The sequence below is a fragment of the Azoarcus sp. TTM-91 genome (assembly GCF_012911025.1).
GTDB lineage: Bacteria > Pseudomonadota > Gammaproteobacteria > Burkholderiales > Rhodocyclaceae > Azoarcus.
In genome coordinates, this window is record NZ_WUEI01000036.1 from 1 (window position 1) to 14227 (window position 14227).

A 14227-nucleotide genomic window follows, 5' to 3' on the forward strand; every position below is an offset into this window, starting at 1 on the left:
GGGCGGGAGAAGGCCCATTGCTGGCAGCGGCTGCGTATCGTCGGCAGCAGCCGGCGCGGCGCCGAGGACACCAACAGGAAGACACAGCCGGCCGGCGGCTCCTCCAGCAGCTTGAGCAACGCATTGGCGGTGAAGATGTTCATCGCCTCCGCCGGATCCAGGATCACCACCCGCCGGGCGCTGTGGTGGCCGGTGACCATCAGCGCGGCCTGCAGGTCGCGTATCTGCTCGATGACGATCTGCGCCGACTTGGCCTTTTCCTTGCCGCCCTCCTTGGCGCCCTCGCCCTCCCCGCCTTCGCCGGCCGGCGTCTCGGCATCGGCGGCGGGAATCACGCGGAAGAAGTCGGGATGGTTGCCGGAGAGCCGCCACTGGCAGGCCGCACAATGACCGCAGGCGTGGCCGTCAGCGGCCGGCGCCTCGCACAACAGGCGGGCGGCCAGCGTCTCCGCCAGCTCGCGCTTGCCCAGCCCGCCGGGGCCGACGAAGAGCAAGGCGTGCGGCAGGCGCTCGCCGAGATCGACGATGCGCTTCCAGGTCGGCTGCAGCCAGGGATGCATCACGCGTAACGCTCCTGCAGCAGCGCCAGCAGTTCCTCGCGGATCACCGCCGGCGGGCGGTCCGCATCGATCACGCGGATGCGGCCATTGGACGCCTCCGCCCGCTCCAGGTAGGCGGCGCGCACCCGCTCGAAGAAGTCGCGGCGCTCGCGCTCGAAGCGGTCCGGCGCCTCGCCGGTGCCGGCGACACGGGCGGCGGCCACCGCCGGCGGCAGGTCGAACAGCAGGGTGAGGTCGGGCTGCAGGCCGGGATGCACCCAGGCTTCCAGCGCCTCGAACTTGGTCTTGTCCAGGCCGCGCCCGCCGACCTGGTAGGCATAGGTGGCGTCGGAGAAACGGTCGCATACCACCCAGCGCCCTGCCGCCAGCGCGGGCAGGATGCGGGCGGCCAGGTGCTCGCGCCGGGCGGCGAACATCAGCATGGCCTCGGTTTCCAGGTCCATCGCCTCATGCAGCACCAACTCGCGCAGGCGCTCGCCCAGCGGCGTGCCACCCGGCTCCCGGCTCTGCTCCACCGCCAGCCCGCGGCCCTGCAGCCATTCCACCGCGGCGGCGATCTGGCTGCTCTTGCCGGCGCCGTCTATGCCTTCGAAAGTGATGAAGCGCCCCTGCGCTACTGCCATGTTGTTCTTCCCGATGTGCCGCCCGGCGTCGATTTCAATTGCCGCGGCCGCCGCGTTGGTAGCGGTTGACCGCCCGGTTGTGGTCGTCAAGGTTGCGCGAGAACTCGCTGCTGCCGTCCCCGCGCGAGACGAAATAGTACAGATCGGTCTGCGGCGGTCTCACCGCCGCCAGCAGGGAGTCCCGCCCCGGCATGGCGATCGGCGTCGGCGGCAGGCCGATCCGGGTGTAGGTGTTCCAGGGGTGATCCGTCTCCAGCTGGCGCTTGCGCAGGCGGCCGTCGAAGTCGCTGCCCAGGCCGTAGATCACGGTCGGGTCGGTCTGCAGCCGCATGCCCACCTTCAGCCGATTGACGAACACCGAAGCAACCAGCCCGCGGTCTTCAGGCCGGCCGGTTTCCTTCTCGATGATGGAGGCCAGGATCAGCGCCTGGTAAGGGCTGGCCAGCGGCAGCGTGGGATCGCGCTCCGCCCATACCTTCTGCAGATGCTCCTGCATGGCGCCGTAGGCGCGCTTGAACAGGGCGATGGCGCTGGACTGCTTGTCGAACAGATAGGTATCCGGGAAGAACAGGCCTTCGGGATGGGCATCCGCCACGCCGATGCGCTGCAGCAGCTCGGCGTCCGTCAAGCCTGCACTGTCCGGCTTCAGGTTGGGATTGGACTCCACCGCGTCGCGCATCTGGCGGAAGGTCCAGCCCTCCACCACCAGCAGTTCGCCCTGGGAAACGTCGCCGGCGGAGAGCTTGAGGATGAGTTCCCACGGCGTGACGCCGGTATGCACTTCGTAGCTGCCGGCCTTGATGGACTGCGCCTTGCCACTGAGCCGCGCCATCCAGTACAGCGCCGCCGGCTCTATCGGCACACCGGCGCGGGCGATGGCATTGGCCGCCTGGCGCATGTTGTAACCGCGCTCCACGGTGAAATCCAGCGGCTCGGTCGGCAGCGGCAGCGCGCGATGGGCGTACCACCAGGCGCCGCCGGCGGCCAGCGCGGCCAGCAGGCAGGCGAGGAGCAAGAGTCGGAACAGGAAACGCTTCATGCAGAACGAAAGGACCAAGGCCGCGGCAGCAGGCGCGCGCGCCGGAGGCGCGGACAGGCTGCCGCCCTGCGGCGGGGCCCTATAATACTTCATCGCTCAGCAGGCCCAACCTACAGCCTTCTCTGCGACCGACTATGCCGATCTACGTATCGCCTGCCGGGTTCTGGCCCTCATCGAACCCGCTTCCGCAACCCTTATCGAGAACCGAAAAATGACCAGCTGGACTGACTACCTCGCCCAACAGGGCGCCTCCGTCGACACCGACGCCCGCCCCACCCTGCGCTTCGGCGCCGCCGCCGACGAAGCCCGCGTCGCGGGTGAACAGACGGTTGCCGTTCCCCTGCTCCACCTTGGGCTGATACGCAGCGTCGGCCCGGAATCCGCGCCCTTCCTGCACAACCTGTTTTCCAACGATGTGAACAAGCTGGCCGCGGGCCAGGCGCAGTGGAACAGCTTCAACACCCCCAAGGGCCGTATGCTCGCCAGCCTGCTGCTGTGGCCTGAAGGCGAAGGCCATGCGCTGGTCGCCAGCGCCGACATCGTGCCGGCGCTGGCGAAGAAGCTGTCGATGTATATCCTGCGCAGCAAGGTGAAGCTGGCCGACGCTAGTGCGGAGACCGCGCTGATCGGCCTCTCCGGCGCCAACGCCGCCACCCTCCTCGGCCGTGCCGGCCTGCCGCTGCCCGAGGGCGGCATGCAGCAGGCGGAAGCGAACGGCGTGCGCGTCGTGCGCCTGCAGGACGATCTCTACCTGCTCGCCGTCGCCACCGATGCCGCCGCGGCCACCTTCGGCGCCCTGCTCGAAGCCGGCGCCGCCAAGGCCGGCACCGCCGCCTGGGAACTGGCGACGATACGCGCCGGCCTGCCGCTGGTCACGGCGGCCACCCAGGAGGAATTCGTCGCCCAGATGCTCAACTACGAGGTCATCGGCGGCGTCAATTTCAAGAAGGGCTGCTACCCCGGCCAGGAAATCGTCGCCCGCACCCAGTACCTGGGCAAGCTGAAGAAGCGGATGTACCGGGTGGCCGGCGATGCTGGCGCCCTGCCCGCGGCCGGCAGCGATCTCTACGCACCGGATTTCGGCGACCAATCCGCCGGCAAGCTGGTGAACGTCGCGCCCTCGCCTGCCGGCGGCTTCGAGGCCCTGGCGGTGCTGCAGAGCAGCAGCGCCGAAGCCGGCGAAATCCACCTCGGCAACCCCAGCGGCCCGCTGCTGAAGCTGCTGGAACTTCCCTACGCCCTGCCCTGAACCAGACAGAGACGCTCATGAACGCCACCCCGGTCCCGCTGCGCTACTACATCTATTACCGCGTTCGGGCGGACATCGATCCGGTCGATGCCCGCGCCACCATACGGGCGATGCAAGCGGTGATCGCCCGCCGCAGCGGCATCGCCGGCAGGCTGCTGGAACGGGTGAACGACGAGCACACCTGGATGGAAGTGTACGAAGGCGACGGCGTCGCCGAAGCCTTCGAGACCGCGCTGAAGGAAGAAGCAGAGGCACACCAGGTGGTGGTCTTGGTGGAAGAAGGCACCGTGCGCCACCTGGAGCGCTTCCGCGAATGTGTCTGATCCTGCTGGCCTGGCAGGCTCACCCCGACTACCCGCTGATCGTCGCCGGCAACCGGGACGAATTCCTTGCCCGCCCAGCCTCGCCGGCGCACTGGTGGACCGATGCGCCGGCGCTGCTCGCCGGCCGCGACCTGGAGGCCGGCGGCACCTGGATGGGCCTCTCCCGCGGCGGCCGCTTCGCCGCGCTGACCAACTACCGCGATCCCAGCCAGCACCGCCCCGGCCTGCCCTCGCGCGGGCAACTGGTGCGCAATGCGCTGGAGAGCGACACCGGCACGCTGGCGACGCTGGAGGCGATCGCCACCGACAGTGCCCGCTACGCCGGTTTCAGCCTGCTGGTATGCGATGGCCGCGAACTCGGCATCCATGAAAGCGTGGGCGGCGCGGTCCGCCTGCTGGCGCCGGGCATCTACGGCCTCTCCAACCATCTGCTGGACACCCCGTGGCCGAAGGTGAAGCGCAGCCGCGAGCGCTTCATCGCCGCCCTGCAGGGCGAGCCGGACGCGGATGCCATCCTTGCCGCGCTGCGCGACCCCACGCCGGCCGCGGACAGCCACCTGCCCGCAACCGGCGTCAGCCTGGAATGGGAGCGCCACCTGTCGCCCGCCTTCATCCGCGCGCCGGGCTACGGCACCCGCTGCACCAGCCTGATCATGTTCCATCGTGAGGGCGAAGTGCGCTTCCGCGAGTGGACCTGGCGCGACGACGGCGGATTGGCTAGCGAGGTGGAACATCGCTACCGCCTGGCCACCACCGCCGACGAGGGCTGAGCCAAGGCGCACGCCCGCAGCACCGGGGCGTCGTCACCGCAACGCGACAACTCCGCCAACGCCGGCTCACCCGCTCAGCCGGCGCCGCATCGTCCGGTGGGGAATCCCCGCATCCATGAAGACCTCGCCTTCGGCGGCAAAGCCGTGAGCAGCATAGAAAGGCTCCGCCTGCACCTGGGCGTTGAGCACCGCCGCCTCGAAACCCTGCCGCCGCGCCTCTGCCACCAGCGCTTCCAGCACCCTGCCGCCCAGACCGCGGCAGCGCCACTTTGCCGCCACCGCCATCCGCCCGATGTGGCCATCCGGCAGCAGGCGGCCGGTGGCGACTACCCGGCCATCCGCCAGGCGCAGTAACGCGTGCCGGCATACCGGGTCGAACTCGTCCCGTTCCAGCTCGAGCGGTACGCCCTGCTCGACGACGAAGACCTGCTCGCGCAGCGGCAGGGCCAGCGCCTCGGCCTCACGCCAGTCCAGCAGGCTCAGTTCCAGCCCATCGCTCATTCGACGCTCATTCCACAATCTCCACCGGAGTCCCCGGCCGCACCAGCGCGAACAGCTCCAGCACGTCGCGGTTGCGCATGCGCACACAGCCGTGGGAATGCGGCTCGCCCATGGGCTGGTCCTCGCCGGTACCGTGGATATAGATATAGCGCCGCATGCTGTCCACCGGGCCCAGGCGATTGCGCCCCGGCTCCTCACCGCACAGCCACAGGATGCGCGACAGGATCCAGTCGCGCTCCGGATGCGCCGCGGCCAGCTCGGGCGACCAGCACTCCCCCGTCGGCCGGCGGCCCCGGAAAACCGCGCCCGCCGGTTGGCCCGCGCCTATCAGCGCCCGGATGCGATGCCGTCCGCGTGGTGTCTGCAGGCTGCCGCTCTGCTCGCCCGCGCCCTTCGCCGAGGTGGACACCAAGTAGCGCCGTATGCAGGCGCCGTCATGGCCGAACAGGGAAAGCCGCTGCTTGCCGAGGTCGATGCGGATCCGCATGTCAAACGCTCACGCTGCGCTTGCGGCGGGCCGCGAAGAAGGCGGACAGCAGGCCGCCGCACTCCTCCGCCAGCACGCCGCCGACCACGCTCGCGTGGTGGTTCAGCCGCGCCTCTCCGTACAGATCGATGACGCTGCCGGCCACGCCAGTCTTGGGATCGCGGGCACCGAAGACGACGCGGGCAATACGCGCATGCATGATGGCGCCGGAGCACATCGCGCAGGGCTCCAGGGTAACGAAGAGCTCGCAGCCGGGCAGCCGGTAGTTGCCCAGGCGGGCGGCGGCATCGCGCAGCGCCATCACTTCGGCATGGGCGGTGGGGTCATGCCGGCCTATGGGCTGGTTGAAGCCGCGGCCGACGATCTCGCCGTTCAGCACCACGACGGCCCCCACCGGCACCTCTCCGCATGTGCCAGCCTCCCTGGCCTGACTCAGCGCCTCGCGCATGAAATCCTCGTCGTCCATCGTCCCGCCGCCGGCGCCCCTGCTCAATCGAAGGCCGCAGTTTACCGGAGCGGAGCCGGATTGCTCCGGCTGTGACGCGCTTCACAACCCGGGGCCGGCGCCCGCTTGCCGGCCCGGGCGACCACCGTAAGATGCGCTCAACATGGGGCCCGATATGCCAACAACAGCACCCACCCCCTCAGAGACCGTCAAACTCAGACACCTCGGCCGCTGGCAGAGCGTGGCGCTTTATTTCGCCGCTGCGCTGGCATGGCTGGCGATATGCAGCCGGCTGCCCGAAGCCCATGCCGACGCCTGGCGCACCGCCGGCCTGCTGGCGATAGGCGCGCTGGCGCTCTCCTGTTCCTGGCGCCGCCCCCTGCCAGCACAATCGGTGCCGCCCGCCGCGGCCACCCTCAAGCTGGCGCAGCGGCTGGACGAGGAGGCCGAGCGCTACCGCGTGTTGGTGGAGAGTTCGCCGGTCGGCATCCTGCACTACGACAAACAGCTGAAGATCACTCAGCACAACAGCCGCCTGAGCAAGCTGCTGCAAGTGCCCGGCGACGCTCTGCTCGGCCTGGAGATGGGCCGCTTGCAGGACCAGCGCGTGCTGCCCGCACTGCGGGCCGCGCTGGCGGGAGAGTCCGGCCGCTACGACGGCGCCTACCACGTCACCCAGTCCAGCCGCCGCCTGCGGGTGCGGCTGCGCACCGCGCCGGTCTACGGGCCGGACCGCCGCATCACGGGCGGGGTCGCCATCGTCGAGGACATTACCGCCCAGTACGAAGCCGAAGCCATGCTGCACGACAGCGAGGCCCGCTACGCCCTGGCGATGCGCGGCACCAACGAAGGGCTGTGGGACTGGAGCCCGGCGAGCGACGACCTCTTCCTCTCCAGCCGCCTGGTGGAAATGCTGGGCATGCAGGGCGAGCACCTGCGCACCAATGGCCAGGACTGGCTGGCCCGCCTGCATCCTGAGGACGCCGGCCGTTTCAGCCTCACCCTGATAGAACACCTGAAGGGTCAAACCCCCCACTTCGAATGCGAATACCGCGTGCGTGACGCCGCTGGCGAATGGCGCTGGGTGTTGGCGCGCGGCCTGGCGCAGATAGACGACAACGGCCAGGCCTACCGCATGGTGGGCTCGGTGGGCGACATCACCCCACGCAAGGCCGCCGAGGCTGAGTTGCAGGCGCTCAACCGCGAGCTGGAATCCCGCGTCACCGAACGCACGGCGCAGATGACCACCGCCCTCGCCGAGCTGGAGTCCTTCAGCTACTCGGTTTCCCACGATCTGCGGGCACCGCTGCGCGCCATCGACGGCTACGGCGCCATCCTCTCCTCCGACCATTCTGACGTGTTGGGCGAAGACGCCCGACACCTGCTGCAGCGCATGCGGGCCGCCGCCCAGCGCATGGGCGGCCTGATCGACGATCTGCTCAACCTCGCCCATGTTTCCCGCCAGGCCATAAAGCGTGAGCCGGTGAACATCAGCGAACTGGCGATCGAGGTGATCGCCGAACTGCGCATGACCGATCCCTTGCGTTCGCTGGAAATCAGCATCCAGCCCGGCCTCACCGCCGACGCCGACCCCGGCCTCAGCCGCATCCTGTTGCGCAACCTGCTGGGCAATGCCTGGAAATTCACCGCACGCAATCCGGCGGCGCGAATCGACGTGCACAGCGAGGGAGCTGGCGATGGAGCAGGCGCATTGCGCATCTGCGTGGAGGACAACGGCGCCGGCTTCGACATGCGTTACGCCGACAAGCTCTTCGTGCCTTTCCAGCGCCTGCACCACGAGCGCGATTTCGAAGGCTCCGGCATCGGCCTGGCGACGGTAGCGCGCATCGTTCATCGCCACGGCGGCGAGATAGGCGCCGTCGGCGAGCCCGGCAAAGGCGCCCGCTTCTATTTCAGCCTTGGCCCGGGCTGAGCGCATGAGAGCATGAAGAAAAGCCGCTGGGTCATCCCCCCCAGCGGCCCTCCCTGGCAGCCCTCTCGCCATCCTGCCGGCCCAGGAGCGGGGCGCAGCAGGCCAGGCCCCTGCTTCGCTTCCCCGCTGCCTCGCCTGCTCCGGCCGTCTCGCTACAGCGTCAGCACCACGCGGCCGTCGATGCGCCCTTCCTTCATGCGGGCGAAGATGGTGTTGATGTTCTCCAGCCTGTCGGTGCTGAAGTGGGAGGCCACCTTGCCCTCGCCCGCAAAGGCCAGCGCCTCTTCCAGGTCCTTGCGGGTGCCCACGATGGAGCCGCGCACCGTCTTGGCGTTCAGCACCACGTCGAAGATCGGCAGGCCGAAGTCCCCGGGCGGCAGGCCGACCAGCGACATCGTCCCGCGCTTGTGCAGCATGCCGACCGCCTGGGCGAAGGCGCTGCGCGATACTGCCGTCACCAGCACGCCGTGGGCGCCGCGGATCTGCGCCTGCACGGTTGCCACCGGGTCGCTGGTGGCGGCGTTGATGACTTCGTCCGCCCCCAGGCTGCGGGCCAGCGCCAGCTTGTCGTCGGCCACATCCACCGCGATCACATGGAAGCCCATGGCCTTGGCGTACTGCACCGCCATGTGGCCGAGGCCGCCGATGCCGGAGATCGCAACCCAGTCGCCCGGCTTGCAGTCCAGCACCTTCAGGCCCTTGTAGACGGTGACGCCGGCGCACAGCACTGGCGAAGCCGGTGCAAACGCCAGCCCATCCGGCAGGCGGCCCACGTAGTTGGGATCGGCCAACACGTATTCGGCGTAGCCGCCGTTCACGGTGTAGCCGGTCATCTGCTGTTCGTCGCACAGGGTTTCCCAACCGGTGAGGCAGTGCTCGCAATGCCCGCAGGCGGTGTGCAGCCAGGGCACGCCGACGCGGTCGCCCTCGCGCACATGGCTCACGCCTTCGCCAACGGCGGCAACGTAACCGACGCCCTCATGCCCCGGGATGAAGGGAAGGCTGGGCTTCACCGGCCAGTCGCCGTCGGCGGCATGCAGGTCGGTATGGCAGACGCCGGAGGCAACGACCTTGACCAGCACCTGGCCACTCCCGACTTCGGGTACTGGCACCTCCTCGATCTGCAGCGGTGCGCCGAAGGAATGGACGACGGCGGCTTTCATTTTCGTGGCCATGATGGACTCCTCGAAGATGACGGGAACGCTTGTTTTTGCCGGTTTCAGCATAGACCGCCCACATCGAGGCGCCATGATCACGGTCAAGAACCGGCCAAGGGTGTGGTGCTAAAACGAAACTGCGATCCGCTCAACAGCGTCGCGGCAGCGCTCACGAGGCGCTGCTTCCCAACGCATCGGAGGTAGAAAAATGAACACCACATCCTCCCCCGGCAAGCCGCTGCCGCATGGCCCGCTCGCCGCCGCGACGGCCACGCCGGCCCCCGCCACTCCCACCGTGCCTCCCGCCACGACGACGACCGCAAACCAGCCGCCGCCGCGGTGGAAGCGCCTGCCACCCGGCCTGCTCGCCGGCATCCTGGCGGCGCTGGTGATCCTGCTGCTGCCCCAACCCGAAGGGCTGACGCCTGGCGGCCAGCGCATCCTCGCGGTGCTGGCCTTCGCCGTCATCGTCTGGCTCACCGAAGCCATCGACTACGCGGTGTCGTCGGTGCTCATCGTGGCGATGATCGCCTTCCTGCTCGGCACCGCGCCCTCGGCGGCGAATCCGGAAGTAGCGGTGGGAACCGGCAGCGCGCTCACCACCGCGATGTCCGGCTTCTCCAACTCCGGTCTCACCCTGGTCGGCGCCGGCCTCTTCATCTCGGTGGCGATGACCGCCAGCGGGCTGGACAAGCGCATCGCCCTGCGCACCCTGGCGGTGGTCGGCACCGGCGCCCGCCGCATCCTCATCGGCGCCATCGTCGTCACCATCCTGCTGTCCTTCATCGTGCCCTCGGCCACCGCTCGCACCGCCTGCGTGGTGCCCATCATGGCGGGCATCATCGCCGCCTTCGGGGTGGACAAGCGCTCGGTGTTCGCCGCCTCCATCATGATGATGGTGGCGCAGGCGACCAGCGTATGGAACGTCGGCATCCAGACCTCGGCGGCGCAGAACCTGCTCACCGTCGGCTTCATGCGGCAGATGCTGGGCGACTCGCCGAGCTGGATCGAGTGGCTGGTGGCCGGCGCGCCCTGGGCGATTGTGATGTCGGTAGCGCTCTACTTCCTCGCCCGCTGGCTGTTCCCGCCGGAAACCGAACGCATCGCCGGCGGCCGTGAGGCGATGAAGAAGGCGCTGTCGGAACTCGGCCCCATGAGCGGCAAGGAATGGCGGCTGCTGATCGTCACCCTGTGCCTGCTCGGCTTCTGGAGCACCGAGAAGACGCTGCACAGCTTCGACACCGCCTCCACCACCCTGGTCGGCCTCTCCATCCTGCTGCTGCCGGGCATCGGCGTGATGAGCTGGAAGGATGTGCAGAGCAAGGCCCCGTGGGGCACGCTGGTGGTGTTCGGCGTCGGCATCGGCCTGGGCACCGCGCTGCTGCAGACCAAGGCGGCGGTGTGGCTGGCCGACCTGGCGGTCTCCAACCTGCACCTGGAAACGCTGACGCCGTTCTGGATCTTCGCCGCGCTGTCCGCCTTCCTGATCGTGATCCACCTCGGCTTCGCCAGCGCCACCGCGCTGACCTCGGCGATGATTCCCATCATGATCGCGGTGCTGCAGCGCCTGGGCGGCGACATCAACGTCATGGGCATGACCATGCTGCTGGGCTTCGTCGTCAGCTTCGGCTTCATCCTGCCGGTGAATGCGCCGCAGAACATGTTCTGCTTCGGCACCGAGACCTTCACCAGCAAGCAATTCACCCGCTTCGGCCTGTGGATCACGGCGGTCGGCTACTTGATGCTGCTGCTCTTCGCCGCGACCTGGTGGAACTACCTCGGGCTACTGACGAAGAGCTAGGAGTGAGGGCACTCAGGCCGTGTGCCAGTCTCAGCAGGTTCTGCGGTTCCCCCTCTCCCCTCGCGGCCGGGAAGAGGGGGCGCCCCGCCAAGGGGCGGTTGCGTTCAGCCCCACGCGGGTCCCACCTACTCTCCCGCAGAGGAAAAACGCCGCAGCGCGCCCCATTCGAGCGCATCGAGCCTGACCATGTCCCCAGCGCAATCACGCTCGGAAAAGACTACAGCTTCCACCGCCAGCGTTCCTTCTCAGCCACCCTCAGCGCCCCTGCGCATGCTCCCCGCGCAAGCTCATCACCACGCTTGAGATGCTCGCCACCAGCTTGCCGTCGTCGCGCTGGATGTCGCAGCGGTAGTGGTTGATCGTCCTGCCGCGATGCTCCGCCCAGGCGTGGGCGCGCAGGCGGGTCTGCCAGACCGGGCGCAGGAAGCTCGCCTTCAGGTCGATGCTGGTAAAGCTCTCGCCTTCGTCGGCCAGCGTGGATTGGGCGGTGCCGATGGCGGCATCCGCCAGTTCGCACAACAGCCCGCCATGCACCGTACCCTGCTGGTTGCCGTGGCGCAGCGGGTCAGCGTCCAGTTCCAGCACCGCCATCGCCTCGCCGATATCGACGATGCGAAAGCCCAGCAGGGTGGAGATGGCCGTGGGGTAGCGCATGTGGGTGGTATCGCCGGCGGCCAGCGTGCCTGCCAGCTGGCGCTGCAGGTATTCCAGGATGGGGATCTTGCGGATGGCTGGGTTCATGGTCCTTGCTTTCCTCTGTCGGGAGTCGAGGGCCGCCGTCTCGCCCGCAATTCCCAAGGAAGGGCAGATCGCGGGCACGCAACGACGGCTTCCGAAGCGCAGCCTAGGCACTTAGACTAGGACAATCAAAGAATTGTCCTAGATACACTTCATGCCCGCCCCCTCCCCTGTCTCCGCCGCGGTCGCCGCCCTGGCCGCCGACATCCGCAGCGGCAAGCTGCCACCCGGCAGCCTGCTGCCCACCCATCGCCAGCTTGCCGCCCGCCACGGCGTGGCGCTGGCCTCGGCCAGCAAGGTCTATGCGCAGCTCAAGGCAATGGGGCTGGTGATAGGCGAGACCGGCCGCGGCACCTTCGTGCGCGACCAGCCGCAACAGCGCGACTGGGACAGCGGCGACGAGGCGCGGCTCAGCGCCACCGCCATCGACCTCTCCTTCAACCACCCCCGGCCGCCCGGCCAGGCGGAGCTGCTTCGCACCATGTTGCGCGAACTGGCTGCCAGCGGCGACCTGGCTGCGCTGATGCACCAGCAACCGCCCGGCGGCCGGATGCGGGAGCGGCAGACCGTCGCCGACTTCCTCGCCGGAACCCGGGGCATGGCGGCGACGGCGGATCGTCTCTTCCTGGTCAACGGCGCCCAGCAGGGGCTGGACGTTGCCGTGCGCGCCCTGCTCAAGCGGCATGAGGCGGTGGCGGTGGACGCGCTGAGCTACCCCGGCTTCAGAATGCTGGCGGAGCTGCAGGAGCTGAGGCTGAAGCCGGTTCCCGCGCTCGCCGGCGGCCCCGACCTGGAGGCGCTGGAATCTCTCTGCCGCAAGCACCGCATCCACGCGCTCTACACCATGCCCACCCTGCACAACCCGCTGGGCTGGATACTGGACCTGGAGCAGCGGCAACGCCTGGTGGAGATCGCCCGCCGCCACGACTGCCTGCTCATCGAGGATGCCTCCTACGCCTACCTGGCCGAGGATGCGCCGCCTGCGCTGGCAACGCTGGCGCCCGAGCGCACCGTGCATGTCGCCAGCCTCTCCAAGAGCCTGGCCAGCGGCCTGCGCTTCGGCTACCTGCTGGCGCCGGCACACTGTGCAACCCGGATCAAGGCCGCGATACGCGCCAGCTACTGGAGCCTGCCCAGCCTGATCACCGCGATGGCCAGCCGCTGGATGGCGGACGGCACGGTGGCGCGGCAGGAAGCGGTGTTGCGGCAGCAGGCGCGGGAGCGGCAGGCGATTGCGCGGCGGGTGTTCGCCGGCATGGAGATGGTCGCCAATCCGGCCGCCCTGTTCGTATGGCTGCCCTTGCCGGAGGAACTGCGGATGGACCGTATCGCGACCGCACTGGCCGAACGCGATATCGCGGTCTCCAAAGCGGAGGCCTACGCCACGACCCGGCACGCACCGCATGCGCTGCGGCTGGGGCTGAGCTCGGTGCCGCTGGAGCAACTTGAGGCGGTACTGCTGCGGCTGCGGGAAACCCTGGAACGCTTCCCGCCCTGAGCGCGCCGGCCAGGCGGCGGGCATCGCCTGCCTCCACATGGCAAGGGGCCATGACATTCGGACGAACAGCCCGGCAGACGAACGGAAGCGCTGGCAGCCGCGGAGATGGCCGGCAAAAGATGGACAGCGAAACTCAGGCGGGCAGCAGGCGCTCCGCGTGCGCATAGGCGACCAGCCGGTCGCCGCGGGCAAAGCCCATCAGCGTCACCCCGCTTTCCTCCGCCAGCCGCACCGCCATCGCGGTCGGCGCGGAGACGGCGACCAGCGCCGGGATGCCGGCGCGGGCGGTCTTCTGCACCATCTCGTAGCTGGCCCGGCTGGACACCAGCGCGAAACCCTCGTGCGCGCCTTCGGCGGCCCGGCCGCCGGCGAGGCTGGCCGCCCGCCAGCCCACCAGCTTGTCCAGCGCGTTGTGGCGGCCCACATCTTCACGCACGGCGGCGATGCGGCCAGCCGGCGTCACCCAGGCGGCGGCATGCACCGCGCCAGTGGCTTCGCGCAGCGGCTGGCAGTCGGCCAGCGCGCCCAGGGCGCTGAAGATCGCCGCCGGGTCCAGGCGCGGCCCGCTGGCGACACTGCCCTGCGGCCGCTCGAACTCGCTCAGGCTGTCCACCCCGCACAGGCCGCAGCCGGTACGCCCGACCAGCGAGCGACGGCGCTCCTTCAACGCCAGGAAACGCTGGGCGGCAATCTCCACCCGCACCTCCAGGCCCTGGGGCGCAGCGAACACCTCGCGGTCGAAGACCTCGGCCACCGAGGCGACGATGCCCTCGCTCAGCGCGAAGCCAAGGGCAAAGTCTTCCAGGTCGGCGGGCGAGGCCAGCATCACCGCATGGGAAATCCCGTTGAACACCAGCGCCACCGGCACCTCCTCGACAATCTCGTCCTCGCCCTCGCGCACCTCTGCTCCGGCACGAATGCGGCTCACCGGCAGTGTGCGGGCGGTGGGCCAATCGGCGGGATCGAACTCGACAGGGCCTGAGGCGGAAGGAAACTGGCAGGAAGTGCTCATGCGGATCTGACTGTGGAAAAAGAAAAACGGCAGCAGCGGAAGTGTATCCGCTGCTGCCGCGTACTGCGCGCGACTCGCCCGCAGGCGGGGC

At 69.1% G+C, this 14227-nt stretch carries 15 protein-coding genes; 6 read left to right on the plus strand and 9 right to left on the minus strand.

Features of this window, described 5'->3' with window-relative positions:
- The 3 genes from holB to mltG all read right to left on the minus strand — a co-directional run.
- On the minus strand, nucleotides 1-563 hold a 563-nt coding region (gene holB / locus GRF61_RS11805; protein ID WP_169150856.1), incomplete at its 3' end, for a DNA polymerase III subunit delta'.
- Nucleotides 560-1183, minus strand: coding sequence for a dTMP kinase (tmk, locus tag GRF61_RS11810; protein WP_169150857.1), 624 nt, complete (start codon nucleotides 1181-1183; stop codon nucleotides 560-562). The genes holB and tmk, both read right to left, overlap by 4 nt.
- 34 nt (nucleotides 1184-1217) lie before the next feature.
- Nucleotides 1218-2222, minus strand: a complete 1005-nt coding sequence (mltG, locus tag GRF61_RS11815; protein ID WP_169150858.1) for an endolytic transglycosylase MltG — start codon at nucleotides 2220-2222, stop codon at nucleotides 1218-1220.
- Between the two features lie 211 nt (nucleotides 2223-2433).
- Between mltG and GRF61_RS11820 the strand changes: the two genes are divergently transcribed.
- The 3 genes from GRF61_RS11820 to GRF61_RS11830 are packed head-to-tail and all read left to right on the plus strand — an operon-like array spanning nucleotide 2434 to nucleotide 4564.
- Nucleotides 2434-3471 carry a folate-binding protein YgfZ gene (locus GRF61_RS11820; protein WP_169150859.1) on the plus strand — a complete coding sequence of 346 codons (1038 nt, stop codon included), beginning with the start codon at nucleotides 2434-2436 and terminating at the stop codon, nucleotides 3469-3471.
- A 17-nt stretch (nucleotides 3472-3488) separates the two neighbouring features.
- Nucleotides 3489-3794 carry a DUF4936 family protein gene (locus tag GRF61_RS11825; protein ID WP_169150860.1) on the plus strand — a complete coding sequence of 102 codons (306 nt, stop codon included), beginning with the start codon at nucleotides 3489-3491 and terminating at the stop codon, nucleotides 3792-3794.
- A complete protein-coding gene (locus GRF61_RS11830) occupies nucleotides 3785-4564 on the plus strand; it encodes an NRDE family protein (RefSeq protein ID WP_169150861.1) in 780 nt (259 codons plus the stop codon). The genes GRF61_RS11825 and GRF61_RS11830 overlap by 10 nt, the downstream gene beginning before the upstream one ends.
- Nucleotides 4565-4630: 66 nt before the next feature.
- On the opposite strand, the gene GRF61_RS11835 is transcribed toward GRF61_RS11830, so the two are convergent.
- The 3 genes from GRF61_RS11835 to tadA are packed head-to-tail and all read right to left on the minus strand — an operon-like array spanning nucleotide 4631 to nucleotide 6018.
- On the minus strand, nucleotides 4631-5065 hold the full coding sequence (locus GRF61_RS11835) for a GNAT family N-acetyltransferase (RefSeq protein ID WP_169150862.1): 435 nt from the start codon (nucleotides 5063-5065) through the stop codon (nucleotides 4631-4633).
- Between the two features lie 7 nt (nucleotides 5066-5072).
- The gene (locus GRF61_RS11840; RefSeq protein WP_169150863.1) at nucleotides 5073-5552 is read right to left on the minus strand and encodes a L,D-transpeptidase; all 480 of its coding nucleotides are present in this window, start codon (nucleotides 5550-5552) and stop codon (nucleotides 5073-5075) included.
- 1 nt (nucleotide 5553) lies between these two features.
- A complete protein-coding gene (gene tadA, locus GRF61_RS11845; RefSeq protein ID WP_169150864.1) occupies nucleotides 5554-6018 on the minus strand; it encodes a tRNA adenosine(34) deaminase TadA in 465 nt (154 codons plus the stop codon).
- Between the two features lie 220 nt (nucleotides 6019-6238).
- Here tadA and GRF61_RS11850 point away from each other — a divergent pair, with 220 nt between their 5' ends.
- A complete protein-coding gene (locus tag GRF61_RS11850; RefSeq protein ID WP_169150865.1) occupies nucleotides 6239-7930 on the plus strand; it encodes a PAS domain-containing protein in 1692 nt (563 codons plus the stop codon).
- A 152-nt stretch (nucleotides 7931-8082) separates the two neighbouring features.
- Here the strand turns inward: GRF61_RS11850 and adhP are convergent, their stop codons facing one another.
- Nucleotides 8083-9105 (minus strand): alcohol dehydrogenase AdhP, encoded by a 1023-nt coding sequence (gene adhP, locus GRF61_RS11855; RefSeq protein ID WP_169150866.1) that lies wholly within the window; start codon nucleotides 9103-9105, stop codon nucleotides 8083-8085.
- Nucleotides 9106-9295: 190 nt separating this feature from the next.
- On the opposite strand from adhP, the gene GRF61_RS11860 reads away from it, so the two are divergent.
- Nucleotides 9296-10888 (plus strand): DASS family sodium-coupled anion symporter, encoded by a 1593-nt coding sequence (locus GRF61_RS11860; protein ID WP_169150867.1) that lies wholly within the window; start codon nucleotides 9296-9298, stop codon nucleotides 10886-10888.
- A gap of 255 nt (nucleotides 10889-11143) precedes the next feature.
- On the opposite strand, the gene GRF61_RS11865 is transcribed toward GRF61_RS11860, so the two are convergent.
- Nucleotides 11144-11629 carry a PaaI family thioesterase gene (locus GRF61_RS11865; protein WP_169150868.1) on the minus strand — a complete coding sequence of 162 codons (486 nt, stop codon included), beginning with the start codon at nucleotides 11627-11629 and terminating at the stop codon, nucleotides 11144-11146.
- Nucleotides 11630-11780: 151 nt separating this feature from the next.
- Here GRF61_RS11865 and GRF61_RS11870 point away from each other — a divergent pair, with 151 nt between their 5' ends.
- Entirely contained in the window at nucleotides 11781-13124 is a 1344-nt protein-coding gene (locus GRF61_RS11870; protein ID WP_169150869.1) for a PLP-dependent aminotransferase family protein, read from the plus strand.
- A 133-nt stretch (nucleotides 13125-13257) separates the two neighbouring features.
- On the opposite strand, the gene fdhD is transcribed toward GRF61_RS11870, so the two are convergent.
- Nucleotides 13258-14136, minus strand: a complete 879-nt coding sequence (fdhD, locus tag GRF61_RS11875) for a formate dehydrogenase accessory sulfurtransferase FdhD (protein WP_169150870.1) — start codon at nucleotides 14134-14136, stop codon at nucleotides 13258-13260.
- Nucleotides 14137-14227 lie beyond the last annotated feature (91 nt).

Coding starts and splice junctions, on each gene's coding strand:
- tmk (WP_169150857.1), bottom strand. CDS start 1,183: ATGGCAGTAGCGCAGGGGCGCTTCATCACTTTCGAAGGCATAGACGGC.
- mltG (WP_169150858.1), bottom strand. CDS start 2,222: ATGAAGCGTTTCCTGTTCCGACTCTTGCTCCTCGCCTGCCTGCTGGCC.
- GRF61_RS11820 (WP_169150859.1), top strand. CDS start 2,434: ATGACCAGCTGGACTGACTACCTCGCCCAACAGGGCGCCTCCGTCGAC.
- GRF61_RS11825 (WP_169150860.1), top strand. CDS start 3,489: ATGAACGCCACCCCGGTCCCGCTGCGCTACTACATCTATTACCGCGTT.
- GRF61_RS11830 (WP_169150861.1), top strand. CDS start 3,785: ATGTGTCTGATCCTGCTGGCCTGGCAGGCTCACCCCGACTACCCGCTG.
- GRF61_RS11835 (WP_169150862.1), bottom strand. CDS start 5,065: ATGAGCGATGGGCTGGAACTGAGCCTGCTGGACTGGCGTGAGGCCGAG.
- GRF61_RS11840 (WP_169150863.1), bottom strand. CDS start 5,552: ATGCGGATCCGCATCGACCTCGGCAAGCAGCGGCTTTCCCTGTTCGGC.
- tadA (WP_169150864.1), bottom strand. CDS start 6,018: ATGGACGACGAGGATTTCATGCGCGAGGCGCTGAGTCAGGCCAGGGAG.
- adhP (WP_169150866.1), bottom strand. CDS start 9,105: ATGGCCACGAAAATGAAAGCCGCCGTCGTCCATTCCTTCGGCGCACCG.
- GRF61_RS11860 (WP_169150867.1), top strand. CDS start 9,296: ATGAACACCACATCCTCCCCCGGCAAGCCGCTGCCGCATGGCCCGCTC.
- GRF61_RS11865 (WP_169150868.1), bottom strand. CDS start 11,629: ATGAACCCAGCCATCCGCAAGATCCCCATCCTGGAATACCTGCAGCGC.
- GRF61_RS11870 (WP_169150869.1), top strand. CDS start 11,781: ATGCCCGCCCCCTCCCCTGTCTCCGCCGCGGTCGCCGCCCTGGCCGCC.
- fdhD (WP_169150870.1), bottom strand. CDS start 14,136: ATGAGCACTTCCTGCCAGTTTCCTTCCGCCTCAGGCCCTGTCGAGTTC.